We start from the raw sequence: 24,690 nt of genomic DNA on the forward strand, positions 1-24,690 counted from the left end.
AGACAATCGACTTATCGTATAAGTCCAAAATTGCACTCAGGTATGCTTTTTGGCCATTGCCATATTTGAATTCAGTCACGTCCGTAACCCATTTTTCATTGGCTGCCTGAGCATTAAATTTTCGATTTAACAGGTTTTCGGCTATATGTTGTGGTGTAGATCGAATATAGCTTTTTCTCTTACGACGAATCACAGCTTTAATCCCTGCGATCTTCATTAAACGGTAGATCCGTTTATGATTAACCGGATAGCCAATTTGGCGAGTTATATGGATAGTAAGTTGGCGATATCCAAAGATACCTTCCACTTTTTCATAGAGAAGGAGCATCGTATCTAGAAGTTCCCGGTTCACTTTCTCACGAGGACTCTCTTTACGGATTAGCCACTTGTAATAGCTTGAGCGGGGAACCTGTAATAGTTCACAAAGAAGATTCACACTAAAACCATGTTCGCTTTGCACCGATTGAATGGCGCAATAGAGATGGTCCTGCCTTGTATGACTTAGATTCACCCCCTTTCGAATTGTTGTAACTTTTTTAATAAAGCGTTTTCTGCCCGGAGGCGCTCATTTTCATATTCTAGTTTTTTCATCGCCAGCTTTTGACGCTCGGTATCAGTGAGTTCTTCTAATGCTTTTTTACGCCCACGACCATCTGTTAAAGCCTCTTCGCCACCAGACTCATATTTAGCTACCCATTGATATACTTGTTGATAAGATACCTGATATTTCGTTGCTGTCCCCTGGTAATCGCGGTTATTTGCTAAGCAATAGAGGACAATATCAATCCGTTCTTTCCAATCGGTAGGTCGACCTCTTGTCATAGTGCTTGTCCCTCCGGTTCCTGTAGATTTAAAGCTACTATGACTATTATACTTTTTAATCCAGTCGCGCAGTTGGCGACAACTCAATATTTTATACCTTTCTATGATTTCTTTCTGAGACGATTCTCCTGAAAGAAAGTCATGAACTGCGGAGAGCTTCAGTTCGGCCGAGTAGCTTTGATACTGTGATCTATCTTCCAGGCCTTTGAGCCCATGATGTTTCAAACGATGTATCCATCGTTTAATGGTTGTAATATCAACGTTATATTTATCAGTAACAGATCGCTGGCTTGCGTCTCCTTGCTCAAATTCATGGATGATGGCCAGCTTTTCGGCACTGCTATATCGACTCTTTTTAGACATGAAAAATACTCCCTTTCGGTAACAGGTTTTATTATTTCTCCTGTCTACTTATTGGGGAGCATATCAGCCAAGGATGACGGTTATTTCTTTAACCCAATCTTAGGCTAACCGTTTCCGGTTAGACAACCTGTGGGCTGACGTGTATGAGCACGTCAGTCCTTTTCTTATATTATACCCATAGATTGTAAAATATGCAACCGGTCGAGACAAATCAAGACCTGCAGTACTAAATATGGATATTGTTTTTGCCGCTCATTACAGATGATAGCGAAAAACAAAAAATGCCGAGAGACAAAAGACGGTCAAACAGGCACCGGCGATCAGCCACTTGCGCTGCCTGCCCTGGTTATAATAGGCCTTCTGCGCTTTTTTTCCGCATTGGTAACAAAAATTATCTTTGCTGAAAACACCTGTTCCACAAGAATTGCAATAAACCTGTTTCTGCATGGTCAGCTTAGGCTGCTTTTTTACCGGAGTGCTCGCCTGCTCGTCTAAAGCCGTTGCCGCCGCCTGCTTTTCATTCAAATAGGCAACATCTTTGCCGCAAAAAGCACAAAAGCTGCCGTCCGCATTGAGTTGCTGTCCGCATTTAGGACAATACATACTACCCCTCCTGCCTGTTTACTTTGCATTTACCAAAATCATCGTTCCTGTAAATACTGCAATCAACACTACGAATGCTCCGACACCGGCAATAATCTTGGCTTTGGGTGATGCAAACAAGCCTCCGGCCGACTCCGCTATTCCCTCATCCGGAACATCGGCTGCAGTGGAACGGGCTGCCTCGGGCTGCTCTTTCCCGCATTCCTGGCAGAATTTTGCATCTCCAGGGATTTTAACACCGCAAAAAATACAATAGCGCATAACCTTACAGTACCTCCTTGTACTTACAAAGCTACTTCACGTTCACAGGTAAAATTCACCAATTATTTAATTCTACTTTATTCGCCAAATTCTGCAATTCCCCTTTTTCGTTTTTCTCAAACAGAGAAAAGGGGGACAGTCCCCTTTTCCGAGAGAACCGTCCCCTGTTTACAACTGAAAAAGGCCTGGACATCTTGCGTCCAGGCCTTTTGAGAGTAAGCTTATTTTTCGAAGCTTAGGATTCTTTGGCCGTTGATCGTTTTCAGACCAGTCTTGGCTTCTTCAGCAGCTTTGCGGGCCTGCTGTGCCAGGATGGAGTGAGCAGCGAAGGACTTAGCTACGCCGGAAGTGCTCTTGGCGAAGGCTGAAGTTTGATCAGGAGCAAGAATAATCGCCGAGTTCAGGTTGCCACCGGTGTAGCCCAATTGGGTGGGAGTGAAAGTTTTGGTAGCTACACTGGAGGTGCTGGTAGGCAGGCCGGGATAGATGTCGATTTGGTTGCCTTTAACAAACCAGAACCGGTTGCTGTCAGCGTAGATGCCCCAGAGATAGCCGGCTGAGTTTACATCGCTAACCTTGGTCCAAAGCGAAGGCGAAGCAAGATTGGCCACGGTGGTGCGGTATACGCCGCCGACCATATTGGCAAAAGATGCATCATAGTTGCCCAGGAATACATAGGCATTATTGGCGTCAACGATGGTAATATCGCGGAAATCACCGACCATGGAAGCAGTCTTGGTAACAGGAGTCTTAGTGAATGTTGCCAAGTCAATGATGTCCAGACGGGTGTCAGCATTAGCACTGCCGGGATTCTGCATACCGCCCAGGCCGCAGACGTAGAGCTTATTGTTATAATGATCAAGAGTGAAGGCATTTTTGCCAACGGTTATATAGCCAAGATAAGTCAAAGCACCCGTAGAGGTGTTAATGTCGAACTTCACAACAACACTGTCGGAATACACCTCATAGCCGCCGCCTGGATTAACGGTAAACAATGCATACAAATTGTTGTCGACAACAGTTAAGCCTTCACCGTGAACCGAAGCACCGGCAGGTACGACTGATGTAGGAATGCTGGGCCAGGCTGTGGGGAATTGATAGTTATATGGTGCTTGTGTATAGCTGCTATCCATATTCACAACTGCAATCTTTGCCAAATCATAACCGGTGGCATACAACCATTTCCCTTTGGTGGCTACCGCATGCAGGTTACGTACGTTGCTCCAGGTCTTTTCTGTAAGCGAAGGAGCCCAGGCTGCAGCAACCGGGTCAAGGATTTTATTCGCTATCAAACTTGACGGATTCGCTACATTATACTGACGCAGCACCAGGCGGCTTTCGTTGCCCTGGAAGAAATTGAACAGTGCCGGGTCGCCGTTTAAACCGGTAACTTTAGTACTGGACGTAAAGGTAGTAGGAGCAGCGGTCCGGTCGCCGTTGATGGCACCGGCCAAACCTGCTGAATAGCTGGAATTAACCACCGTGTAGCCGAATAAATTTTCCGTAGCAGCCAACGCTGCTGAGCTGCCAAGCACGCTCAATGTCAGGGCTGTTACGACAACCCGTTTGAGAAAACCGAATTTCATTTTCATGATTCATTCCCTCTCTTCTTTTTAATTTTGCTTGCCTGAAAATCCGGATACCAGCATGTTTTCCGCCATCACGTCCTTCCTGCCAGACTGGCCTTGCCTGCCTGAAGTATGGGGCATCACCTCCTTTGCTGCCGCAGTCGGCCTTAATACTTATATTGCATGGTCACATAATAAGTACGCCCCTGGGTCGGATTATCGGTATTTAGCGGATAGGTAATTGACGTCGGCGAGCCGGGGGGGAGGGGATCTCCATTGTAGTCCAAGCCTGTGCTTACAAGCCGCAATTCCGGTCCTTTGTTAAACAGGTCGTTTACGCCCACTGTCATTTGCAGGTCGTTCGTAAATTTGTGTTTTACGCCTAACCCGACTGTAGTCAGGGCTTTTTGCTGCCACTCAAAGCCGTCACTTACAAACATTTTATCCATATATTTGAGCTCGGTAAAAACAGATGTCTTTTGATCAGGGCGATAGGTCAGGCGCATGGAGCCTTCCCATTCGGGGAGATAGGTCACAGGCATGTCATAATAGGTCTCTCCGGTCCCGCCCGGATTATTGTACTTTCGTTGCGCATTAACATGCGTATACGTTGTGGCCAGGTTCATATCCCACTTATCCCAGCTAAGCTTGGTCTGCAGCTCAGCCCCGTTTACCCGCCCTCTGGCTGCATTGCTATAAGACCAATAATCTAAACCGAAGCGGTACAGTTGCAGCATATTCTCTGATTTCCGTCCGAAATAGGTCAATTGGATATTACCATCAGCTCCCAACATACGATCATCCCAGATGGCGCTCACATCCCATTGAGTACCTTCTTCCGGCAAAGGGAAAGCAGAGATTAATCCAGCCAAGAAATCCTTATCATATATTGGCCTGGGCATAATACCGGCGCCGTCACCGGCGATTTCATAGAGGTTAAGCAGACGATAGTATGTGCCATAAGTGGAACGCAGGGTCAGTTTATCGCTGACTTTTTTCTTCAAGGCCGCTTGCCAGGTAACTTTGCTGTCTTGCTGCTCATCTTCCTGGTTGAACCATATGTGGTTGTTATGCTCTTTTATAAGTCGCGTACTGCGGCCTAACACTGTTGAGGAATTGTAGCGTACACTGGGCGTAAACCAAAGATCTTCCGCCTTATTTAAGGTAATGGTATCCTGTAATTGAATGTTAAATAATGTCTGTTCATAATAGTTGCGAAACCGCCGGAGCCAGTCATCCTCACCAGCTATGAAATTTGTTATACCCGAGCCATCGATATCCATTTTTTCCTTAGACAAGTTGGCCATGAATTCTAACAGATGGCCGTTGCCGGCCTCATAGCTGCCGTCAATGGCGCCGCCGACTCTGCGGGAATCGTAACTGCTCCAAATACGGAGCGGATGATTGAAATAGTGGTCATTCTCATGTATTACCGGATCATATCTGTCGTTGCGGTAATCCTTATTCTGGTCCAGATAGTTCACCGACCAGCCCCATTCCATTTTACCAACCGTATCCCGGCGGCCTACTAACAGTTCCTTGGCCGTAAGTTCCTGCCGTCGCGGGCCTAAAGAACTAGAATCATCTAGATCTACATGGGTATTGTCGCCTGAGTAGCCCAGCCCTGCCCACAACCCCTCGGACAGATGCCGGTCAATCTTTTTCCAGGTAGCTTTTGCTAGCCAATGATCATCCTGCCATTTGATAATGGCATCGGTATTTTTATAGTCGTTATTTTTCCGCCAGCGGGTGGCATCCTTGGGAATTTTACCTATTTTTTCTCGCGTCTCTGCAGTCGCATCACGAAACATGATCCTTTCATTATCCAATACTGTCTTTACTTCATCATAATATCTTTGTTCGGTCCAACCATAAGCAAGCATCATTTCTTCTTTGCTTGAAAATCTAAATTTATAATAATTATCAAGCGCAGCGTTTAAGTAATGATTGTAATTAGCCGGATTATCGAATGCTGCATCAATGTCCTCCGCAGTAACAAAATTGGGATTGGCTCCCGTATGACTCGCAATATTGCTGTTGGTGAAATCAATCCACATCGCCAATTCTTCCTGTAATGGCGGCATTTCTTTTGCATAGAAAAAATCCGAGGAAAAATTCTTATACCGGAAATCCCCTTCGCTCTGATCCCGGTTGATACCAACCATCAAGCTGCCTGTTCCCAGTGGTGAATCGACCTGCAAACTGCCGGTGTAGCCGCCCCAGGAGCTTTGTCCCACCGATGCGGATACATTGGACTGGGTTGGCCGTTTCGTGACAATGTTAATGACACCGCCGATATAGGTACCACCGAAGCGGGCAGGGATATAGCCCCGGTATACTTCAATCCGCTCAACATTTTTCACTGGAATCGTCGAAATATCGGCAGCTGCGTCGCCGCCCAGGTTAAACAGCACTCCGTCTACGAATACGCCAACTTGAGCTGCCGTACTGCCCCGGACGCTGACGGTTGTATACTGTCCCTTGCCGTTCACTTCACGGACATGCACGCCCGGCACATCTTTTAATAAGTCAGGCAGCGTCTTCTGCTCGCCTTTATAATCATCGGGGCGGATAATGGTCACCGTACCCGGTGACAGCTTGGACTCCCAGTCAGGGCGCTTGGCCTCTACCGTGATAGACTCCAGCGAGTATTCCTGCTCCGCTTTGCCGTCTGCATTCACAGTTTCCTTCGTTTCCTGTGAATGCTCGCCACCAGCTTCTGCAGCATATACGCTGCTGCTATAATCAGGTGTCCAGGTCAGTGCCAAGGCACAGGCAATACTTATTGCCAGGGCTTTTCTCTTCAATCTGTGTTGCTTCACTGCCAAATCTCTCCTCTTTCTTCTTAACCAAGTTACTGAACTAACGGCCTTTCTTTCCCTCCTCATCCTTTCGATTCCCAAATCCTCTCCCTGTCACTCGCAGGTCAAACGAAGATTGTCCGTACAGGCAGTTGTCCTGGCTCTGATTCATTGCTTACTCCAAACCTTCCCAGGCTGTAAGCCCAGTGGCATATCATGGAGCTGCTCCTCATTACAGTGGCGGGACCGCGCCGGTCTTTCACCGGACTTCCCTTTTAAGCCTCAGTGCCTCGTCAGATCTAATCCAGTGAATCCTGGCGGTCTGTTTTCCGTACTATGGGCGCCTGTACCGTATGCTGTTTTCCGCTCTATATTAAATATAATTGGTTAAATAAAAATGGATTTCTCAGCTAGTCAAACCTCCCGGTAGTAGGAAGCCTGACTATCTGAGAAATCCATTTTACATAGCTAGTCTCAATAAATACATTGAGACAGTCTATGGAACAGAATGCCCACATAATCCCCTCCCCATCGCTCGCAGGTTACGTACTGTACTAGAGTTAGTACCGTACTACGGTGATTGTTGTATAGGCAGTTCTCCTGGCTCTGATTCATTGCTGCTCCAAACCTTCCCAGGATGAATCCCAGTGGCATATCTTGGAGCTGCTCCTCATTACAGTGGCGGGACCGCACCGGCCTTTCACCGGACTTCCCTATTAAGCCCATATGGGCACCTATACCAGCAATATGCAGTTGTTATTCTATAGTATTAACCTGATAGGGATTAGTAAGATAATTGCAGGCGGTAACGTGTCTTCCCCTGAAGCGCTGGATCAGTTCACCGGGATTGGCCAGCCAGTTGAATTCCCGGTAATTCCAGCCCCAGGGTGCCGCAACTTTAACTGCATTGTAGCTGTCAAAATAGCCCCAGCGGGCAAATATCCGTCCTTGACCGATGTTCTGCCGCTGTTCCCATAGCTGTTCTAACCGGATTAAGCGATACCCGGTGTGCACCTTCAGCTGATCACCTGCCCCCAGCGCATACCTGCTGCTTGCCGGCAAGGGTACTCTGTTTTTCACACAGGCACTTATTTCATGAGTTTCCCCTTTTACCTGTAAGAGGGGATGTCCATTTTCCTCCCGGACTTTATTTCCCTCCCAGCTCTGCCAGCGGTAATTGCTGTACGTCACCAGCATATCCAGCTGACCAGCTCCATCGGCTGTCTTTTTGATGGCTGCCAATATGCCGGTCATGTCATGCTCGTGACCACTGCCGCCGGCATATCTCGGATAGTACTGGTAATAGCCGATAAGATAATGGGTTTCACATTCCACTGCCGAATAATACATCGCCTTTTCTAAGGGATAAAAGCGCAAGTTATACCAGTTGTTGTTCAGCCGCCAGTCCAGGTCAAAATTAACGGTGGTGAACACATTCTGCGGCGCAGCCATCCCATCACTTTGGTCTGCCAGGTAGAGGACAGGAGCCCATTGTGCGGCAAGCTGCTCTGCAGGTGCTGCAGAAACTGCTGGTACCTTCAAAAACATTACAAACAAAACGGCAATCAGGCAGGTCCACTTCTTCATCCTCTCCTCCTCAAAGCTCAGTGTCCATTATTTTCGGCGTCAGCATAATAACCAGTTCAGTCTCCGTTGTCTGCTTGAGAGTTGACCGGAAGAAACCCCTGACTAACGGGAGATCGCCTAACAGGGGCACTTTAAAGGTATCACTGGTCTCCTGCCTTTGGATGAGTCCGCCCAGTACGATAGTTGAGCCGCTTTTAACCCTCAGTGTTGCATTAGCCTGCCGGGTACGGATATTCGGATTGTTATTTTTCGTAGTATTTGTCTGATTACTGACTTCCGGCTGTATCAGGGTAGTAATAAAACCATCCTTATTTACCGTGGGAGTCACTTCCAGCTTGATGCCGACTTCTACATAGATGACGGAAATAATCGGCGTACTCCCCGAGGTAGGCTGTGAGGTCTCTACTGCCAGTTTATCACCGATGAGAATTTTTGCCGTTACGCCGTCCAGGGTGGCAATGCGCGGACTTGCTAGCAATCTGCCCTTCTTGTTTTCGATTAAGCGGTTAATAATTCCCTGAATATTAACGCCATATTTGCCGGTCCCAATCCGGTATGGCAGGTCATCATAAAGAATAGGTGCAGGCAGCTTGGTTGTCGCATCCCAGTCAATTCCCAGTTTTGTTAAATCATCCCGGTTGATTTCGATGATCTGTACCTCAAACATCACCTGCTTCGGCGGTGTATCAATTTTGGCAAGCAGGTATCTGACCTGATCATATATGTCCGGGCTGCCCATAATAACCAGAACGTTTCTTACCGGATCAGCTTTGATATTCTCCTCTGGGACCAGCGCACTCAGGAGGGGCCTGGCCTGCTCTACCTTCAAATAGTTGAGCTGCACCACTAACGGATACAGCCCGGACATTTCTGCCTCATTGTCCTGTACAGGCGCTGGCGGCGGAGCCGCTTCAACTGGTCGTACTTGCTCAGTAACAACGGCAGGCGGTTCAGCACTGGCCAGAGCAACCTGGGCAAGGCAAGGCAGCAGGACCAGCAGCACGTGCAGCAGGAGATAAACAATACAATATTTGCGGCAATAAGCCACTGTCTTCACCGACTTTCACTAAAATCGTTTTAATTGCATACGTAAAGCCGGAGCCGTAAATGAGCAATAAAAAATGGATCTCTCCTATCATCAACCTCCACCTTAAAAAGTAGGTGTTGACTATAGGAGAAACCCATTGAAAAAGCTCTCTTCAGCAAAAAATACACTGTCGTAAGCCTATGACTAGACTACTCCGATAATCCCCTCCCCATCTCTCGCAGGTAAAAACGGTGATTGTTCTACAGGCAGTTCTCCTGGCTCTGAGTCATTGCTTCTCCAAACCTTCCCAGGACGCTTGTCCCAGTGGCATATCATGGAGTTGCTCCTCATTACAGTGGCGGGACCGCGCCGGCTTCTAACCGGACTTCCCTATTAAGCCCTAACGGGCACCTGTACCATTTATTTAGTTTTCATTTGTTTTGTCTATATCTAAAATAATGCCTGTTTTTATCTGTTTTGTCAATATTTTTTATTTTCTTTTTATTTATGTCAATTACTTTGTTCTATCTTGGGGTTTTTAAAAATATCAGGAAACAGCACTTCCATCGGCACGCCTGAGTCTTCTTCGATTCGCTTCATCGTCAGTGCCGAAGGATTTTTCACACCTCGCTCCCAATAGCTCCAGGACTGCTGAGAGACACCATACTTCCGTCCCATTTCCTCCTGTGACCGGTCGCCGCGAAACTGGATTAGCTTTATCCTCATTTCTTCACTCCCTCAACAACTTAAGGTTGTCCACATCTTTTATGTTAGTACAACTCAATGTTGTTTGTCAATTCTTTCCACGAAATTTAGTTGTTCAACTTTCTTTTTACAACAACTAGTTGTAATATAGATACAGGTAGGTGATGAAATGATAGCAGATATCATTCGGGCAGAACGCATAAAAAAAGGACTTACCCAGGAAGAACTAAGCAAAATCATTGGCGTTACCCAGCAAGCCGTCGCCAAATGGGAAGCAGGCAAGGCAATGCCTGATACATCGCTTATCCCTACGCTGGCCAGGCTGTTTACTATACCGATCAGCCGTTTGTTCGGCGTGGAGGAAGCGGACGCAGAAATGAAAGCTCCTGCCAATGCTGATGACAGCCCGTCTTTTTACAGCGTCCCCGTCCTTGGAGTCATTCCGGCAGGCTGTCCGGCCCTGGCCATGGAAAGCTTTACCGGTTATGAAGATATTCCGCGTTCGTGGCTGAACAGCCATCCCGAAGAATACTTTATCTTACAGGTTGTTGGCGACAGTATGGAAGGTGCCCGGATTTTTGACGGTGACAAGGCGCTGATTCATAAGCAAGGCTGCTGTGACAGCGGTCAGATTTGTGCCGTAGGCATTATTGATGATATGGAAGACTATGCCACCTTGAAGTATGTGTATCATCTTGATGATCAGTATATTGAGCTTGTGCCTGATAATCCCAGGCACAAAAGACGTAAAATATCTAAAGAAAAGGTACGCATTTACGGAGTATTGAAAATGACGTATCGACAGCACTTCTAATTCTCACAAAGAAAACGCCTTGCTCAGCTTAGGAGCAAGGCGTTTTTTACTTCGCACACACAGTATTAATGGAAAAGATCCCATACCTGCTTACTGATCAAGAGACCCGTGACCGTGATGAACAACGGTCTCACATAAGCAGCTCCCTGTTTGATGGCAACCCGTGATCCTACCAGTGCACCCGCAAACATGCCTGCTCCCATCAACAAGCCATAGTGATAGTTAATGGAGTTCATAAACCCAAACATCAGCAAAGCGGCAATGTTGCTGGCAAAGTTTAAGACCTTCGCATTTCCGGCAGACTGCACGAAATCAAAACCTATAAATAAAAAGGCAAAAATCAAGAATGAGCCTGTACCGGGACCAAAAAAGCCATCATAAAAGCCTAGCGCAAAAGCGCTGATTCCACTGAGCACGGCAACCCGTTTGTTCATTCCCTGATAGGTTGACTCATGTCCCCATTCTTTCTTAAAGAGGGTATAAACAGCGACAACCACCAGCAGAATAGCCACAAGCGGTTTTAAAAAATCCGGCGGCAGCAGGCGGACTACATACGCCCCCAAAGCAGCTCCTACAAAGGACAGGGGAAATAAATACTTCACAAGCTTAAGATCAACCTTGCCAGACCGGATAAAGGAAGTCATGCTCGTTACGCTGCACAGCGTACTGGCCAGCTTATTAGTCCCCAGCGCAAAAGTAGGCGGCAGTCCGGTAAATAGCAATGCCGGCAGAGAGATCAAGCCGCCGCCGCCGACTACAGAATCAATAAAAGCGGCAATAAAACCACTGCCTAGCAGGAAGGCAGCCATTTCCAGGGTAAGATGTTCCATTTGAGTTTTCCTTTCTAAAGACGGGCGCAATCACTCGCGTATTTTTGTTTATTACAGGACTTCGCCGAATCACCGGCTAACACCTGCCGAGTTGCAGATGATTCAATATTATTGCGCTGCGACGACATCAGCGTGTGAATAAAATATGACTGAAAAGAAATGTTGATACAAACGCAAAGGGTTATGATTCATAGCATCCTATGAATCATAACCCTTTTTAGGGGACAGTCCCCTTTTTTTACTCTTTGCCGTGCAGTCGTTTTTCAATTTGCAGTGCCGTTGGCGTCTTTGCCAGACCTGCCTCAGAAGTTTCTCTGAGGGATTTGGGTATCAGCGAGCCAATTTGATGCATGGCATCAATCACTTCATCGGCCGGAATAACGCTGGTGATACCGGCAAGTGCCATATCTGCCGCTAGTAATGCCTGTACCGCACCAAAGGCATTGCGCTTGACACAGGGTACTTCTACTAGTCCCGCGACCGGGTCACAGACAACCCCCAATGTACTTTTCAGAGCAAGCGCCAGTGCGTGGCTCACCTGGTCAGGTGTTCCACCGGCCATTTCCACTACCGCTCCTGCCGCCATTGCTGCCGCCGAACCGCATTCGGCCTGACAGCCGCCTTTAGCCCCTGAAATGGATGCATTTTCGGCAATGACAACACCGATCCCGGCAGAAGTGAATAATGCTGCTACCAATTGTTCATCGCTGCATTGTAAGCTTTCTGCCACCGCCAGAATAACTCCCGGCACAATCCCGCAGGAGCCAGCTGTCGGACAGGCAACAATGCGTCCCATTGCGGCATTGATCTCGTTAACTGCCAGAGCATAGGCAGCAGCCCGGTTCATCGCACCGCCGCCCAGTGTACAGCCCTGTTCCATTCGGTTAAGCAAACGATTAGCGTCGCCTCCGACCAGCCCGCTTGCCGATTTTTCCGTACCGGTCAGGCCCGAAGCTACCGCTTCCCGCATGACCTGAAGATTATCCAGCATCGTTTGATGAATCTCCTCGGCCGGCCGTTGACTGCGTTCTATCTCATATTGTTCTACAATAGCAGAAATAGGCACTTGCTTTTCCCCAGCCAATGCTACTAAGTCGCGAATACGTGTAAAACGGATCATAGTAGTCCTCCTTGGGTTATGTAATCTAAATAGGCGGAACAATGAGCGCCACTTTTACCGCCCCAATTCCCTTGACTAAGCGGAGCGCTTCCTCGGAAATAGGCTGATCGGCCTCAATAATCATCAGCGCCTGCGCTCCTCTTTCCTGACGGGATACCCGCATAAAGGCAATATTCACGCCCTCCTGCGATAAAGCATGCGTCACCAGCGAAATTATGCCCGGTTTGTCCTGGTGAATGGTCAGGAGCGTATTATACTCCCCTGTCAGTTCCACAGGATAGCCATCAATCTCTGTAATGATAATATTCCCGCCGCCGACGGAAGCTCCCACAACGCGTACCTTCCGGCCGGAAGCACCAGTGACGTACAGAACTGCCGTATTGGGATGGGCATCGCCTAAATCAACCAGGGCAAAGTCCACTTTAAGACCATGGTCAGGCGCAATATCGATGGCCTGCTTAATCCGTTCGTCTTCCGTGGAAAACCCCATCAGGCCTGCCACCAGCGCTTTATCCGTACCATGACCGCGGTAAGTCTGGGCGAAAGAGCCATGCAATTCAATTACCGCTTCAATGGGTGGTTCCCCCAGAATAATCCGGGCCATTTTGCCTAATCGTGCCGCTCCTGCCGTATGAGAACTGGATGGACCGATCATGACCGGTCCCACAATGTCAAATACCCCTCGCATAGCGAGCGCCTCCTTATTTAACCAGATCTGATGCAAAAATCAGCCGTACACCATCCGCTTCCAGCTCAGGAATCATTTCCTTGAGAGCTATGGCCGTATTGGGCCGGGCATGACCGATGACAAGTGCCGTACCGTCCCGGACTGCAATACTTCCAGCCGTACGCAGCTGCTGCTTGATCGCCTCTACATCATTATTATTGTCTAAAAACAGCTCGTTTTCACTAGTAGGAATATTCATTTCCCGAGCTGTTTGCGCTGCTACCGATTGCCCGTTTGTACGGCTGTCAATAAAAAATAAGTTCCGCGACTTTAATGCAGAGAGAACATTCCGCATGACCCGCTTGTCGGCAGTTGCTTTCGACCCCTGATGATTATTTACCCCAATGAGGCCAGGTATATTTTGCACGGCATTAACAACAGTCTGTTGAATTTCGCTGTCACTCATCCCGGTAGTAATCGAGGTTTTCTCCTGCTGCTCAGTCGTAGACATAGGCTCCATCGGCAAGTGCAGCATGACCTGATGCTTAGCAGCCAGCGCTTTTGTTGCTGCCAGCTGCGAATAAGGATGATAGGGCAGTATCGCAAAAGTCAGCGGACGGTCAATTGCGGCAAGTGCATCAATCGGATCATAGTTGTAGCCGAAATCATCCAGTACAATTGCCAGCTTGCCTCTTTCTCCGCCCGCTGGCAGCTGCTTGCTGTTATCTGCTGCCGCTTGTTCCTTCATGACATAAATCCGGTCGGTAATCATGGTAACGGTATCGCCTTCCAGGCTATCCTTCAAACCAACATCAAAACGAATGACATTTGCCCCCCGATACTGATCAGGAGCGGATCCCAGAACTTGCCCTTTCTGCGCAAGCGTCTTGACCATCAGCTCTTTCAATTTATCGGTACTGCTGCCTTGCGGTATGGTGACCAGCGTCTGACGTGCATGCCAGCGAATCGTTCCTTCTACTCCCTGACGGGGTACCTCCCGTTTTTGTTCCTGCTGGTTTTTGATCTTCGCCTTGCCCGTAACAAGCGCATCGTCAACTAAACCGTGAACCTGCCAAGCTGCTGCCGTAAAATCAGCTGCTGTCGTTGCTCCCGATTTCTCCATCTTATATTTTTCCTGCGTCTGAGCTTGCGGCTGTTGCGGTGACCGTGACTTTTCGCCACCGGGTGCCAGCCAATAAAGAACCATGGCTGCACAAACCAGTGCGGCCAGTATCCATACAGTTTTACTGCTGCTTTTTTTTGCCATTTGCTATCCCTTTTCTACGCCGATGTTAACTTCCAAAATCTCAGAATCCACCTGTAGTTCGAGGGCAATATACTTCGTATTGCACAGTTTAGCTTTAAAGTCATGTCCGATGATCATACTGGGAGTTGAGATATCCACTTCAAGCCCTTGCTGACTAAACAAAATAGCCGCATTGGCTGTTACCATATTTGCCAGCTCCGATAAGGCACTTTGTGCCATTTCATCAAAGCTGGCCACAGGCATTCCCATCATCATCGTGGAAGCAATACTGCAGGCCGCCTGTTCGGTCATATTATAGGCGATATTACCTCTTACTTGTTTGGTCATCCCCACCAGGATGGTTACCCCTCTGCTCTCCACAAATTGTTCTTTAGCACTTATCTTGCCACGGCCAATCGTCTGCACACCCACTTGCGGTAAAACCTGTGTGACGGCATCAACGAAAGGGTTGATCAAATTTGCATCCAAGTTATTTTCCTCCCACAAAACCAACACTGAAGGATATTGGTCCCAAAGTAGTTTCTGCCCTGATTACGTATGATTTCAGCTTAGGATTCACGATACTGATTGCTTCGCCAAACAAAATACTGGGAGGTGTCAGCCTTAAGTCAAGTTTGGGAAAGAGATGATTTGTCTGAGAGACGCCATGACCACCAATGATATTGGCAAATTCAGCAACACAGTGGAATATATCTTCCTGATCGCTGACTGGCTCTTGGCACAAATGCTCTGCCAGAGCTTTCGCTGTTTCCTTGCTCAAATCCAGTATTGCTCTGCCCTGAAACCCGCCACTGATGCCCAGCACAATAGCCAGACCCTGTGAAGAAAATGCTCTCTCAGCAGCCGGTAAGACAGTAACTCCATGCTCGGCTTGCAGTAATCCGGCCAGATTTTCTTCAAATGCCGCTTGGAAGTGCTGTAAATACTGTTCGTGAAATGCAGCTTCCGTCGGCTCACTGCCGCATACCTGCCGCAAAACGCTGGCAAGTTCATCAGGCTTCGCCGGTTTTTGCAAAAAGGCCTGTATCCCGATGGCGCTGCCCTGAGCAATCAGCGCTTCATCCTTCATCGCGCTGACCATGATAATACGGGCAGCAGGCCACTTCGCCAATATTTCACGGCTGCAGGCCAAGCCGTCCATATCAGGCATGGTAACATCCATAGTGACTGCATCAGGCTGCAGTTCAGAGTATTGCGCAATCCCTTCGCGCCCTGTTTGAGCAAAACCGCATACCTCAAAACCGGATAATTCTAAGGCCTTTTTCATAATTTTTTGACTAAAAGGTGAATCATCTACTACTAATACCCGAATTTTTTCCATTTTACTCTCCTGCCATACGATTTAAGCATAATACAGGCATTTTTTCGCCATATTCCGTTCATTTACCTGCCATTTGAAAATTATTCTTCATCCCCAGCTACATACGATTTCTAAGACTAATTGCATATTTTTGCGGCAATGAATATAATATAAAAAGGGCTGGCGTGTCGTCGCACACCAGCCCACAGGCTGTCTAGACAGGAATAGTTAGCCCAAATTATCCACTACTTAAGAAATAACCGCAACCTTGCAAGGCGGTTATTTCTTTTGGATCATGACCATTACCATGAGCGTGGCAAATGCAACAGCAAATGTCAATGCCTCAAAAACAGTCATTCCCACCACCCCTTTCCCTTTTAAAGGAAGGGGCTAACCGTCCCAATAGCCTGCATGCTCATTATAACATATTTTTCCAGATCAATCATTTGAATCTTCAAATAGCTATTTGGGACATGGGGACAGGTTCATTGTCCCAGCCAATCATTAAGATAGTCAGTTGCATATTTTTGCTGCATTGGGGTATAATATAAGAAAAGGACTGACGTGCTCTAACACGCCAGCCTCTACAGGTTGTCTAACCGGGAAACGGTTAGCCCATATGTTACAAACTATTCAGAAATAGCCGTACACCTTGGGGAGGGGCGGCTATTTTCTGTTGGTCGTGACCAATACCATAAGCGTGGCAAATGCAACAGCAAATGACAATGCTTCAAATACAGTCATCCTACCACCCCCTTCCTTACCAGGAAGGGGCTAACCGTCCCCCGAGCAGCCTGTATGCTTATTATAGCATAGTTTCGCAATCCAAAATCATATAATTGAATATTCAAAAGGCCGTTCCCTTGCAGGAACGGCCTTTTTTATTATGTCTATTTGCGCCGCTTGTGCAGCTCGGCCAGCAGTTCAGCAGGCGTAATATTATGATAAGCCAGCAGCACCAGGCAGTGGTACCACAGGTCTGCCATTTCGTACAGTATTTCATTCTTATCGTTATTTTTTGACCCTATCAACGTTTCTGCTGCTTCTTCACCGACTTTTTTCAGGATTTTATCCTGGCCTTTGGTAAAGAGATAGGTTGTATAGGAGCCTTCCTGTGGATTAGCCTTGCGGTCGGCTATTACATGATACAATTCCTGCAGCACCGTTGCCGCACTGCCATATACTTTTGCCGGATCAAATAGCTGCTCGCCTTCTTGCTCTCCGTTCAAGGTGCGGCTGAAGCAGGAAAATGTTCCTTCATGGCAGGCCGCTCCTGTCTGCTCCACACTCACCAGCAGAGTATCACCATCGCAGTCGTAGCGGATTTCCCGGACCTTTTGCACATTGCCGGAAGTTTCCCCTTTTTGCCACAGGCTGCGGCGGCTGCGGCTGTAAAACCAGGTCACACCGCTGTCCAGCGTCTTTTCCAGCGCTTCTTGGTTCATATACGCCAGCATCAGCACCTTGCCAGAGGCACTGTCCTGCACAATGGCCGGAATTAATCCCTTATCGTCAAATTTCAACTGTTCCCGATTAATCATAATCGCACCTCCACACCACGTGACCGCAGATACTCTTTCACTTGCCGTACCGTGAACTGGCCAAAGTGAAATACCGATGCTGCCAGCACGGCATCCGCTTTTCCTTCTGTCAAAACATCGTAAAAATGTTCCAATTCCCCGGCACCGCCTGAAGCGATAACCGGAACATCGACAGCTTCGGCTACCGCCCGGGTAAGGGGAATATCATAACCGTCTTTCGTGCCGTCTTTATCCATACTAGTGAGTAAAATTTCACCGGCACCAAGTGCGGTTGCCTCTTTAACCCAGTCGATTACGTCCATACCGGTCGGCGTGCGGCCTCCGTTGATATACACTTCCCATTTTCCCTGACCAGTCTGCCTGGCGTCAACAGCGAGGACAATACATTGGCGGCCAAAACAGCGTGCTCCTTCAGCCAGCAGTTCACGGTTTTTAACAGCAGCCGTATTCAGCGACACTTTATCGGCACCGGCCTGCAGCATCTTGCGAATATCTGCTGCTGTCCGAATGCCGCCGCCCACCGTAAACGGAATGAACACCTCTGCGGCAGTCCGCTCCACTACATCCACCATGGTATTGCGTTCATCGGAAGAGGCCGTAATATCAAGAAAAACCAACTCATCAGCCACTTCTTTATCATATAGTGCAGCCAGTTCCACCGGATCTCCGGCATCGCGAAGGCCTACGAAATTCGTGCCTTTCACTACCCGCCCGTCCTTAACATCCAGACAGGGGATAATACGCTTCGTATGCATTTATTTCACCTCTCCCCGGGCAGCGCTCAGGGCCTGCGCTAACGTAACCGCCCCGGTATATAACGCTTTGCCGACTATAACGCCTTCAATAGCAGGACCGGCTTTTTTTACCGCTTCAATATCTTTTACACTGCCGACACCGCCGGAGGCAATAACCGGAATCCGTGCAGCCTTAGACAATGCAGCCGTGGCGGCGGCATTTACGCCGCTTAATGTGCCGTCACGGGAAATATCGGTATAAATAATGCGCTGCACACCGGCAGCAGCCATGCGCTTAGCCAGTTCTTCGGCACCAACGCCGCCGGTAACTCCCCAGCCCTCAACTGCCGCCTGGCCGTCACGGGCATCAATACCGACAACAATTCTTTCTCCATATAACCGGCAGGCCTCTTTGACCAGTCCCGGATCCTTTACCGCCACAGAGCCTAAGATTACCCGGCTGACGCCTGCCGTCAATATTTCATCGATCGTAGCCAGTGTGCGAATACCGCCGCCCAGCTGCACCGGCATCGTCACTGTTTTTACAATTTCTGCAATAACGCCTAAGTTAACCGGCTTGCCTGCCAAAGCGCCGTCAAGATCCACCACATGAAGGAATTCGCCGCCTTCCGCCTGCCAGCGTACTGCCATATCGACAGGATTATCGGCGAATACCGTTTCCCGGTCAAACCGCCCTTCGGTCAGGCGGACACATTTGCCGCCCCGTATATCAATTGCGGGAAAAATGATCATACTACCCTCTCCTATTGGCCCAGCCAGTTTTTCAGCATCTGCATTCCTACTGCACTTGACTTTTCCGGGTGAAACTGAACAGCCTGCACATTAGCCCGGCCAACTGCGGCTGTTACCTCTTGTCCATAGGCAGTTACAGCCGTAATCACCTGTTCGTCAGCCGGTACAGCATGAAAGCTATGGACAAAATACACATACGGACTGTCTGGTAAGTCTGTAAACAGGGGGCTGGCCGCCTTATATGCGAGGTTATTCCATCCCATGTGAGGTATTTTGAGTCCTTTTGTCTCGATCTTTCTAACCATACCGGGGATGATCCCCAGTCCGGCTACGCCGGGATCTTCCTCGCTGCCGTCAAATAAAAGCTGAAGGCCGAGACAAATACCGAGAAAAGGTGTTCCCCGCTCAGTCACCTGGCGAATCACAGTTTCTAATCCATAGCTGCGCAGATTGTTCATGCAATCGCCGAAAGCCCCGACTCCTGGCAAAACAACTTTATCGGCAGCCGCGATTTGCCCGGCATCGCTTGTAACGACTGCTTGAGCCCCAAGCCTGGCAAATGCCTTTTGCACACTATAGAGATTTCCTCTGCCATAATCAATAATTGCAATCACTAAGGCTGCCTCCTTTGTTTCCTTTATAAGCTTCCCTTGGTGGATAAAACACCGACTATCCGTTCATCCTTACGGGTAGCCTCATCCAGCGCCCGGCCAAGGGCTTTAAATACTGCTTCAATAATGTGATGGCCATTCTTGCCATGCTGCAGTATGACGTGTAATGTCAGTCCGGCATTATCGGCCAAAGCCCGCAAAAACTCTTCCACCAGCTCTGTATCAAAATTGCCGATACGTTCAACCCTGGGATTCACATCATAATGGAGAAAAGGCCGTCCGCTGATATCCAGCGAGACCTGGACCAAAGTTTCATCCATCGGCACAAAAGCTGTGCCGTAACGGCGGATGCCAGCCTTATCGCCGACAGCTTCCGCCAAGGCTTTGCCAAGAACAATCCCGGTATCTTCTACCGTGTGATGACCGTCAATATATAAATCACCTTCAGCTGTAAGCTGAAGATCGAACAAACCATGCTTTGCCCATAAGGTCAGCATATGATCAAAAAAACCAATTCCTGTTTGAATGGCCGACTGGCCTTTGCCATCAAGACTAAGTGCTGCGCAAATGTTTGTCTCAGCTGTGCGGCGCTCTATCCTGGCTGACCGGCTCATGCTTTCACCTGCTGTACATAGGCAGCTACCGCCTGGAGAAGAACGTTATTCTCTTCTACTGTTCCGACGGTAACGCGTATGCATCCCTCCAGCGCAGGAGCACTGCCGAAGTCACGCACCCCAATTCCATTAGCGGTCAACCAGCCGGTTAAGCCCTTACTGTCGGCCGCTTTTACCAGGACGAAATTTGCCTGCGACGGATAAACGGTCAGCCCGTCAACTAAATTAAGGCTGTCAATCAGCCGCTGCCGTTCACGTATCGCCAAATCAATATCCGGCTCAAACGCCTTCCGCCGGTCGTAGACCACTTCCGCTGCTGCCAGCGACAACGCATTAACATGATACGGCATTAAAACCTTCCCTAGTACGGCTGTGAGTTCCGGCGCAGCCAGCAGATATCCTACCCGGGCGGAAGCCAGTCCGTATGCTTTGGAAAACGTCCGGGTAATAATCAGATTGGTATACCTGGCAAGCAGCCCAATTGCCGAATGGCCATGGAATTCATAATACGCTTCATCTACTACGACAGGGCAAGCTGCCCCAGCGACAATGGCTTCAATTGTTTCCATGGGAATTGCATTGCCTGTGGGATTATTGGGATTACAAAGCAGAATCAGGCTCGCCTGACTGTCAGCTGCAGCTGTAAGTACCTCATCGGCAGACAGCGAATAATCTGCCTTAAGTGGAACCGGCACTGCCTGACTGTCGGCCATCTTTGTATAAATACCATACATGGAAAAGGACGGCGTCGGAAAAACGATGCTCCGTCCCGTGCCGCCAAAGGCATAGCATAAAGCAGCCAATAATTCGCTTGACCCATTTCCCACAACAACATTATCCCGTGAGAAATTCATTGCTTTGGCAATTTTGTCCCTGAGTCCGGTAATTCCGATATCCGGATAGCGATTGAACGCTAATTCTCCCAGCCGGTCAGTTACTTCCTGCAGCACAGCCGCCGGCAGATTGGATGCCCGTTCATTGGCATCGAGTTTAATCGGGAATTCCGTTTCTTCCACTGAATAAGGCTTGAGCTGATCCAGTCCCGGTCTTATTAGCATAACCTGTCCCTCCTGACGCGAATGGCATTTGCATGAGCTTCGAGGCCTTCGGCCTCAGCCAGCCGGATGACTTGTTGGCTGGCGGCCTGTAATGCCTGTTGGCTATAGGCAATAATGCTGGTTTTCTTCATAAAGGTCTCGACGTTTAACACCGAATAAAAGCGGGCTGTTCCGCCGGTAGGCAGCACGTGATTAGGCCCCGCTAAATAATCGCCCAGCGGTTCTGGCGACCAGGGACCCAGGAATACCGCCCCGGCATGTTTCACATATGGCAGCAGACCAAAAGGTTCGGCAGTGAGAATCTCCAAATGCTCCGGTGCTGAAAGATTGGCCAGTTCCATTGCTTCCAAAATGGACTCGGTCACTAAAATCAGACCATTGCGCTGCAAAGCCTGCTCGGCAATTTCTTTTCTGGGCAGTTGCTCCAATTGAACGGCCAGTTCGGTTTCTACGGCTGCTGCCAGTTCGGCACTGTCGGTAATCAAAATGCTGGAAGCCAGTACATCATGCTCCGCCTGGCTGAGCATATCGGCAGCGATATATCGTTTGTCGGCTGTCTGGTCGGCAACGATCAAAATCTCACTGGGGCCGGCCAGCATATCAATATCGCAGTACCCATAAACGGCTTTTTTAGCAAGGGTCACAAAAATATTGCCCGGTCCGGTAATTTTATCTACTTTCGGAACCAGTCCGGTACCAAAAGCCAATGCGGCAATAGCCTGGGCTCCGCCGATTTTAAAGATACGCGTTACGCCCGCTTCCCGGGCAGCAGTAAGTACATACGGATTTACCGAACCATCTTTCGCCGGAGGCACTACCATAATAATCTCTTTCACCCCTGCGACTGAAGCGGGAACGGCATTCATAATTACCGAAGACGGGTAAGTAGCCGTTCCCCCAGGTACATAAATGCCCACTCTTTCCAGCGGAATGCATTTCTGCCCTAACAGAGAGCCGTGCTCCCGTTCGGTAAACCAGGATCGCGGCAGCTGTTCTTCATGAAAACGCCTGACATTAGCTGCTGCCTGCCGAATGGCCGCCAGTGTTTCGCTGTCCACCAGAGTATAGGCAGCAGCAATTTCCTCGTCCCGCACCTCCAGCGCGGCTGCCGTTATATCGGCACCGTCTATTTCCCGGGTATATTGGATAACCGCTTCATCACCGTGCTCCCGCACAGCAGCAACAATGGTATCCACTACCTGAGCCGCCGTCAGCTCTTTGCCAAAGACCTGGCGGATGCGCTGCTTCGCTCCTTCGCCAAGCGTAACATGGTCAAAGCTGGGTTTCACCAGTACTTTTTTCAGTTCAGCCGCGGTCATGTCTTTTGTTTGGTAACGTTTCATTATTTGGCCTCGCTTTCCAATAGACACTTAAGGTCCTCACTCAATTTATGAATGCGGTCAAATTTCATTTTAAAACTGACCCGGTTAGCAATCAACCGGGCAGTAGCCGGATGAATGCTGGCCACTTCGATCAGATTGTTTTCCTTAAGAGTCCGGCCTGTCTCGACAATATCCACAATCAGTTCCGCCAGACCAACCATCGGCGCCAGTTCGATGGAACCATTCAATTTTATAATCTCCATTTGGATACCAAGGCTGTGAAAATATTGTTCCGCAACGCGTGGATATTTTGTCGCTACCCGCATATGAGCATAGTCACTCATTTTTTCCTGCAGCAGACTTTGGGGAACAGCAGCCATCAGCCGGCAAAAGCCGTATTTTAAATCCAGCAGCTCATATACATTTTTGTTTTCTTCCAGCAGAACATCTTTACCGATAATACCGATGTCCGCCGCGCCATACTCTACGTACGTAGGCAGGTCCTGCGTTTTTGTGATAATAAAGCGGATTTTAGCAGCTTCATTGGTGATAACCAGCTTACGGGAGTTTTCGCTCAGTCCTTCAGCTGTAAATCCCACCTTGGCCAGCAGATTGGCGGAGAGATCAAATAATTTACCTTTTGGTAACGCAATCGTTAAATAATTCATATCACTGGAAGTCATAGCTTCGCTCCTGTGATTTTTATTTCCTTTAACATATTAAAGGATTAACATGTTAATATATTATCATCTTTAAAAAGAAAGGTCAATTCCTCTTGTAGGATTTTTGGTGAATATGTAGAAGTATTTGGAGAATACTACCAATATATAAAGGGGGTTCACTATGGCACCCGCACTCAATATTTTAGTACTCAATCCGTTAGCAGACCGGCATATTGAAAAAATCAATAATGTTGCACCTGATACCATCATCCACACTACTAATTTGGAAGACGCCAGACAATACATTGGTAACGCTGATATCTTAATCACCTGGGGCTGGATGGATATCCGCTCACTGTATCAGGCGGCCCCTAAGTTAAAGTGGGTTCATGCCTTAAGCGCCGGTGTAGAAAAATTAACCTTTCCTGAAATGCAGGCAAGCGATACTATTGTAACCAATTCTAAAGGGATTCATGGCATCCCGGTTGCAGAACATGTCTTAAGTCTGATGCTTGCTTTCACGCGAGGCTTGAATCTCCTAATCCGGCAGCAGCAGCAAAAAGTTTGGAAACGGGTTCCCACTGAGGAAATTCAGGATAAAACCATTGCGATCGTAGGGCTTGGCAGTATCGGCCGGACAATCGCCAAAAAGGCTAAGGGCCTGGGAATGAACGTGATTGCCGTCAAACGGGAAATGACAACAGAAATTTTTGTAGATGAGCTGTATACACCGGACCGTATCCATGAAATGCTGGGAGAAGCTGACTTTGTGGTAGCAGCATTGCCGCTGACAGAAGAAACAAACAATTTTTTCCGGCTGGAGCACTTCCAGTCCATGAAACGGTCCGCCTATTTCATTAATATTGCCCGCGGTGCAGTAGTTAAGGAAACGGATCTCATTCAAGCTCTTGAACAGGAGTTGATCCAGGGCGCCGGGCTTGATGTCTTTGATCACGAACCCCTGTCCAAAGACAGTCCCTTGTGGGCAATGCCCAATGTCATTCTCACTCCCCATCTGGCCGCCTTGTCACCGGCTTATCTCGACCGGGCAATGAAGCTCTTCGCCGACAATCTGGGCCGGTTCATCCAAAACAGCGAAATGGAAAATGTAGTCGATAAGCTCAAAGGCTATTAATTCAAATCATCAGCGGTCCGGAGCAGGGTAAGCTCCGGCGGATCCTCCGGCAGCTCAGCCTGGTGGTGGCGGCGTACAATGGCAACTACCGCGGCATTGCTGCCGCTTTGTTGTAAGAATTCAGCACTGCGTTCGGCATGATGGAAATAGGTATGAAACGCATGACGCAAATTGGCTACCCGGCTGCCCCGTCCTGCTTTTGCCCAGCGTTTCGCCCAATGAGGCGCTGCTTTATGCGCAATAACTGCCGCTATTTTATCAAACGTACTGACGTCGCCCTTTACTTTTCCCACATCATGCAGCAACGCACATTGAATCAGCAGCTGCTGATTAATATCAGACCGCCCTTCAGCCAGGCGCAGCGCCGTATATGCCACATCGAGGGCATGGCGCTGGTCTGGCTTATTCATGTTCCAGAATAGCTGCTGTTCGGCTGCAAGAAGCTCACGGCTGACAAATTCACGGTCAGCTTCGGTTATTGCTGCTGTCAGTGCCTTAACAACTTGTTTCACTCGTTTTAACATA

26 protein-coding genes and 3 riboswitches are annotated in these 24,690 nt (G+C 48.5%); of the genes, 2 read left to right on the forward strand and 24 right to left on the reverse strand.

Annotation, left to right across the window (positions count from 1 at the left end; genetic code table 11):
• From EV210_RS02440 to EV210_RS02480, 9 genes are all read right to left on the reverse strand, one after another.
• A partial coding sequence (locus EV210_RS02440) for an IS3 family transposase (RefSeq protein WP_165898760.1) occupies positions 1-511 on the reverse strand: 511 nt, incomplete at its 3' end.
• Positions 508-1,185, reverse strand: a complete 678-nt coding sequence (locus EV210_RS02445) for a helix-turn-helix domain-containing protein (RefSeq protein ID WP_132075122.1) — start codon at positions 1,183-1,185, stop codon at positions 508-510. The genes EV210_RS02445 and EV210_RS02440, both read right to left, overlap by 4 nt.
• 255 nt (positions 1,186-1,440) lie before the next feature.
• Positions 1,441-1,788: a double zinc ribbon domain-containing protein gene (locus EV210_RS02450; protein WP_132075125.1), complete on the reverse strand. Its 348-nt coding sequence runs from the start codon at positions 1,786-1,788 to the stop codon at positions 1,441-1,443.
• A gap of 18 nt (positions 1,789-1,806) precedes the next feature.
• The gene (locus tag EV210_RS02455; RefSeq protein ID WP_132075128.1) at positions 1,807-2,049 is read right to left on the reverse strand and encodes a zinc-ribbon domain-containing protein; all 243 of its coding nucleotides are present in this window, start codon (positions 2,047-2,049) and stop codon (positions 1,807-1,809) included.
• 221 nt (positions 2,050-2,270) lie between these two features.
• The gene (locus tag EV210_RS02460; RefSeq protein WP_243650403.1) at positions 2,271-3,641 is read right to left on the reverse strand and encodes a hypothetical protein; all 1,371 of its coding nucleotides are present in this window, start codon (positions 3,639-3,641) and stop codon (positions 2,271-2,273) included.
• A 143-nt stretch (positions 3,642-3,784) separates the two neighbouring features.
• On the reverse strand, positions 3,785-6,439 hold the full coding sequence (locus EV210_RS22955) for a TonB-dependent receptor (RefSeq protein ID WP_243650404.1): 2,655 nt from the start codon (positions 6,437-6,439) through the stop codon (positions 3,785-3,787).
• A gap of 110 nt (positions 6,440-6,549) precedes the next feature.
• Positions 6,550-6,726: riboswitch (cobalamin riboswitch) on the reverse strand.
• A 265-nt stretch (positions 6,727-6,991) separates the two neighbouring features.
• Positions 6,992-7,171, reverse strand: a riboswitch (cobalamin riboswitch).
• Positions 7,172-7,174: 3 nt separating this feature from the next.
• Entirely contained in the window at positions 7,175-8,005 is an 831-nt protein-coding gene (locus EV210_RS02470; RefSeq protein WP_132075130.1) for a hypothetical protein, read from the reverse strand.
• A 10-nt stretch (positions 8,006-8,015) separates the two neighbouring features.
• On the reverse strand, positions 8,016-9,062 hold the full coding sequence (locus EV210_RS02475) for a type II secretion system protein GspD (RefSeq protein WP_132075133.1): 1,047 nt from the start codon (positions 9,060-9,062) through the stop codon (positions 8,016-8,018).
• 218 nt (positions 9,063-9,280) lie between these two features.
• A riboswitch (cobalamin riboswitch) is annotated at positions 9,281-9,462 on the reverse strand.
• Between the two features lie 80 nt (positions 9,463-9,542).
• Complete coding sequence (locus tag EV210_RS02480; protein ID WP_132075136.1) at positions 9,543-9,758, reverse strand: helix-turn-helix transcriptional regulator; 216 nt, start codon at positions 9,756-9,758, stop codon at positions 9,543-9,545.
• A 148-nt stretch (positions 9,759-9,906) separates the two neighbouring features.
• Between EV210_RS02480 and EV210_RS02485 the strand changes: the two genes are divergently transcribed.
• On the forward strand, positions 9,907-10,551 hold the full coding sequence (locus tag EV210_RS02485) for a LexA family protein (RefSeq protein ID WP_132075139.1): 645 nt from the start codon (positions 9,907-9,909) through the stop codon (positions 10,549-10,551).
• Between the two features lie 65 nt (positions 10,552-10,616).
• Here the strand turns inward: EV210_RS02485 and EV210_RS02490 are convergent, their stop codons facing one another.
• From EV210_RS02490 to hisG, 14 genes are all read right to left on the reverse strand, one after another.
• Positions 10,617-11,381, reverse strand: coding sequence for a sulfite exporter TauE/SafE family protein (locus tag EV210_RS02490; protein ID WP_132075142.1), 765 nt, complete (start codon positions 11,379-11,381; stop codon positions 10,617-10,619).
• A gap of 238 nt (positions 11,382-11,619) precedes the next feature.
• A complete protein-coding gene (gene sdaAA, locus EV210_RS02495) occupies positions 11,620-12,501 on the reverse strand; it encodes an L-serine ammonia-lyase, iron-sulfur-dependent, subunit alpha (protein WP_132075144.1) in 882 nt (293 codons plus the stop codon).
• A gap of 25 nt (positions 12,502-12,526) precedes the next feature.
• The gene (gene sdaAB, locus EV210_RS02500) at positions 12,527-13,189 is read right to left on the reverse strand and encodes an L-serine ammonia-lyase, iron-sulfur-dependent subunit beta (RefSeq protein ID WP_132075147.1); all 663 of its coding nucleotides are present in this window, start codon (positions 13,187-13,189) and stop codon (positions 12,527-12,529) included.
• Positions 13,190-13,202: 13 nt separating this feature from the next.
• The gene (locus tag EV210_RS02505) at positions 13,203-14,435 is read right to left on the reverse strand and encodes a divergent polysaccharide deacetylase family protein (RefSeq protein ID WP_132075150.1); all 1,233 of its coding nucleotides are present in this window, start codon (positions 14,433-14,435) and stop codon (positions 13,203-13,205) included.
• A gap of 3 nt (positions 14,436-14,438) precedes the next feature.
• A complete protein-coding gene (locus EV210_RS02510; RefSeq protein WP_132075153.1) occupies positions 14,439-14,903 on the reverse strand; it encodes a chemotaxis protein CheX in 465 nt (154 codons plus the stop codon).
• A gap of 1 nt (position 14,904) precedes the next feature.
• Positions 14,905-15,756, reverse strand: coding sequence for a response regulator (locus EV210_RS02515; protein WP_132075156.1), 852 nt, complete (start codon positions 15,754-15,756; stop codon positions 14,905-14,907).
• 869 nt (positions 15,757-16,625) lie between these two features.
• On the reverse strand, positions 16,626-17,276 hold the full coding sequence (gene hisIE, locus EV210_RS02520) for a bifunctional phosphoribosyl-AMP cyclohydrolase/phosphoribosyl-ATP diphosphatase HisIE (RefSeq protein ID WP_132075159.1): 651 nt from the start codon (positions 17,274-17,276) through the stop codon (positions 16,626-16,628).
• Complete coding sequence (gene hisF, locus EV210_RS02525) at positions 17,273-18,031, reverse strand: imidazole glycerol phosphate synthase subunit HisF (RefSeq protein WP_132075162.1); 759 nt, start codon at positions 18,029-18,031, stop codon at positions 17,273-17,275. Before hisF ends, hisIE begins: the two co-directional genes overlap by 4 nt.
• Positions 18,032-18,763, reverse strand: coding sequence for a 1-(5-phosphoribosyl)-5-[(5-phosphoribosylamino)methylideneamino]imidazole-4-carboxamide isomerase (hisA, locus tag EV210_RS02530; protein ID WP_132075165.1), 732 nt, complete (start codon positions 18,761-18,763; stop codon positions 18,032-18,034).
• 11 nt (positions 18,764-18,774) lie between these two features.
• Entirely contained in the window at positions 18,775-19,377 is a 603-nt protein-coding gene (gene hisH, locus EV210_RS02535) for an imidazole glycerol phosphate synthase subunit HisH (protein WP_132075168.1), read from the reverse strand.
• Between the two features lie 23 nt (positions 19,378-19,400).
• Complete coding sequence (gene hisB, locus EV210_RS02540) at positions 19,401-19,988, reverse strand: imidazoleglycerol-phosphate dehydratase HisB (protein WP_132075171.1); 588 nt, start codon at positions 19,986-19,988, stop codon at positions 19,401-19,403.
• Positions 19,985-21,046: a histidinol-phosphate transaminase gene (gene hisC, locus EV210_RS02545; RefSeq protein ID WP_132075174.1), complete on the reverse strand. Its 1,062-nt coding sequence runs from the start codon at positions 21,044-21,046 to the stop codon at positions 19,985-19,987. Before hisC ends, hisB begins: the two co-directional genes overlap by 4 nt.
• Entirely contained in the window at positions 21,040-22,389 is a 1,350-nt protein-coding gene (hisD, locus tag EV210_RS02550) for a histidinol dehydrogenase (RefSeq protein ID WP_132075177.1), read from the reverse strand. The genes hisC and hisD overlap by 7 nt, the downstream gene beginning before the upstream one ends.
• Complete coding sequence (hisG, locus tag EV210_RS02555; protein ID WP_132075179.1) at positions 22,389-23,051, reverse strand: ATP phosphoribosyltransferase; 663 nt, start codon at positions 23,049-23,051, stop codon at positions 22,389-22,391. The genes hisD and hisG overlap by 1 nt, the downstream gene beginning before the upstream one ends.
• Positions 23,052-23,211: 160 nt before the next feature.
• Here hisG and EV210_RS02560 point away from each other — a divergent pair, with 160 nt between their 5' ends.
• Entirely contained in the window at positions 23,212-24,165 is a 954-nt protein-coding gene (locus tag EV210_RS02560; RefSeq protein WP_132075182.1) for a D-2-hydroxyacid dehydrogenase, read from the forward strand.
• Here the strand turns inward: EV210_RS02560 and EV210_RS02565 are convergent.
• Positions 24,162-24,689, reverse strand: a complete 528-nt coding sequence (locus tag EV210_RS02565) for an HD domain-containing protein (RefSeq protein ID WP_132075185.1) — start codon at positions 24,687-24,689, stop codon at positions 24,162-24,164. The genes EV210_RS02560 and EV210_RS02565 overlap by 4 nt on opposite strands.
• Position 24,690: the final 1 nt, after the last annotated feature.

Origin of the sequence: Anaerospora hongkongensis (assembly GCF_004339805.1) — a bacterium.
Taxonomy (GTDB): Bacteria; Bacillota; Negativicutes; order Sporomusales; family DSM-15969; genus Anaerospora; species Anaerospora hongkongensis.

Bases quoted from the DNA above. Each gene is read 5' to 3' on its own strand.
- EV210_RS02460 (WP_243650403.1), bottom strand. From the start codon at position 3,641: ATGAAAATGAAATTCGGTTTTCTCAAACGGGTTGTCGTAACAGCCCTG.
- EV210_RS02480 (WP_132075136.1), bottom strand. From the start codon at position 9,758: ATGAGGATAAAGCTAATCCAGTTTCGCGGCGACCGGTCACAGGAGGAA.
- hisB (WP_132075171.1), bottom strand. From the start codon at position 19,988: ATGAGCCGGTCAGCCAGGATAGAGCGCCGCACAGCTGAGACAAACATT.
- hisF (WP_132075162.1), bottom strand. From the start codon at position 18,031: ATGCATACGAAGCGTATTATCCCCTGTCTGGATGTTAAGGACGGGCGG.
- EV210_RS02485 (WP_132075139.1), top strand. From the start codon at position 9,907: ATGATAGCAGATATCATTCGGGCAGAACGCATAAAAAAAGGACTTACC.
- EV210_RS02515 (WP_132075156.1), bottom strand. From the start codon at position 15,756: ATGGAAAAAATTCGGGTATTAGTAGTAGATGATTCACCTTTTAGTCAA.
- hisD (WP_132075177.1), bottom strand. From the start codon at position 22,389: ATGAAACGTTACCAAACAAAAGACATGACCGCGGCTGAACTGAAAAAA.
- EV210_RS02450 (WP_132075125.1), bottom strand. From the start codon at position 1,788: ATGTATTGTCCTAAATGCGGACAGCAACTCAATGCGGACGGCAGCTTT.
- hisIE (WP_132075159.1), bottom strand. From the start codon at position 17,276: ATGATTAATCGGGAACAGTTGAAATTTGACGATAAGGGATTAATTCCG.
- EV210_RS02445 (WP_132075122.1), bottom strand. From the start codon at position 1,185: ATGTCTAAAAAGAGTCGATATAGCAGTGCCGAAAAGCTGGCCATCATC.
- hisA (WP_132075165.1), bottom strand. From the start codon at position 18,763: ATGATCATTTTTCCCGCAATTGATATACGGGGCGGCAAATGTGTCCGC.
- EV210_RS02560 (WP_132075182.1), top strand. From the start codon at position 23,212: ATGGCACCCGCACTCAATATTTTAGTACTCAATCCGTTAGCAGACCGG.
- EV210_RS02470 (WP_132075130.1), bottom strand. From the start codon at position 8,005: ATGAAGAAGTGGACCTGCCTGATTGCCGTTTTGTTTGTAATGTTTTTG.
- hisG (WP_132075179.1), bottom strand. From the start codon at position 23,051: ATGACTTCCAGTGATATGAATTATTTAACGATTGCGTTACCAAAAGGT.
- EV210_RS02490 (WP_132075142.1), bottom strand. From the start codon at position 11,381: ATGGAACATCTTACCCTGGAAATGGCTGCCTTCCTGCTAGGCAGTGGT.
- sdaAA (WP_132075144.1), bottom strand. From the start codon at position 12,501: ATGATCCGTTTTACACGTATTCGCGACTTAGTAGCATTGGCTGGGGAA.
- EV210_RS02455 (WP_132075128.1), bottom strand. From the start codon at position 2,049: ATGCGCTATTGTATTTTTTGCGGTGTTAAAATCCCTGGAGATGCAAAA.
- EV210_RS02565 (WP_132075185.1), bottom strand. From the start codon at position 24,689: ATGTTAAAACGAGTGAAACAAGTTGTTAAGGCACTGACAGCAGCAATA.
- EV210_RS02505 (WP_132075150.1), bottom strand. From the start codon at position 14,435: ATGGCAAAAAAAAGCAGCAGTAAAACTGTATGGATACTGGCCGCACTG.
- sdaAB (WP_132075147.1), bottom strand. From the start codon at position 13,189: ATGCGAGGGGTATTTGACATTGTGGGACCGGTCATGATCGGTCCATCC.
- hisC (WP_132075174.1), bottom strand. From the start codon at position 21,046: ATGCTAATAAGACCGGGACTGGATCAGCTCAAGCCTTATTCAGTGGAA.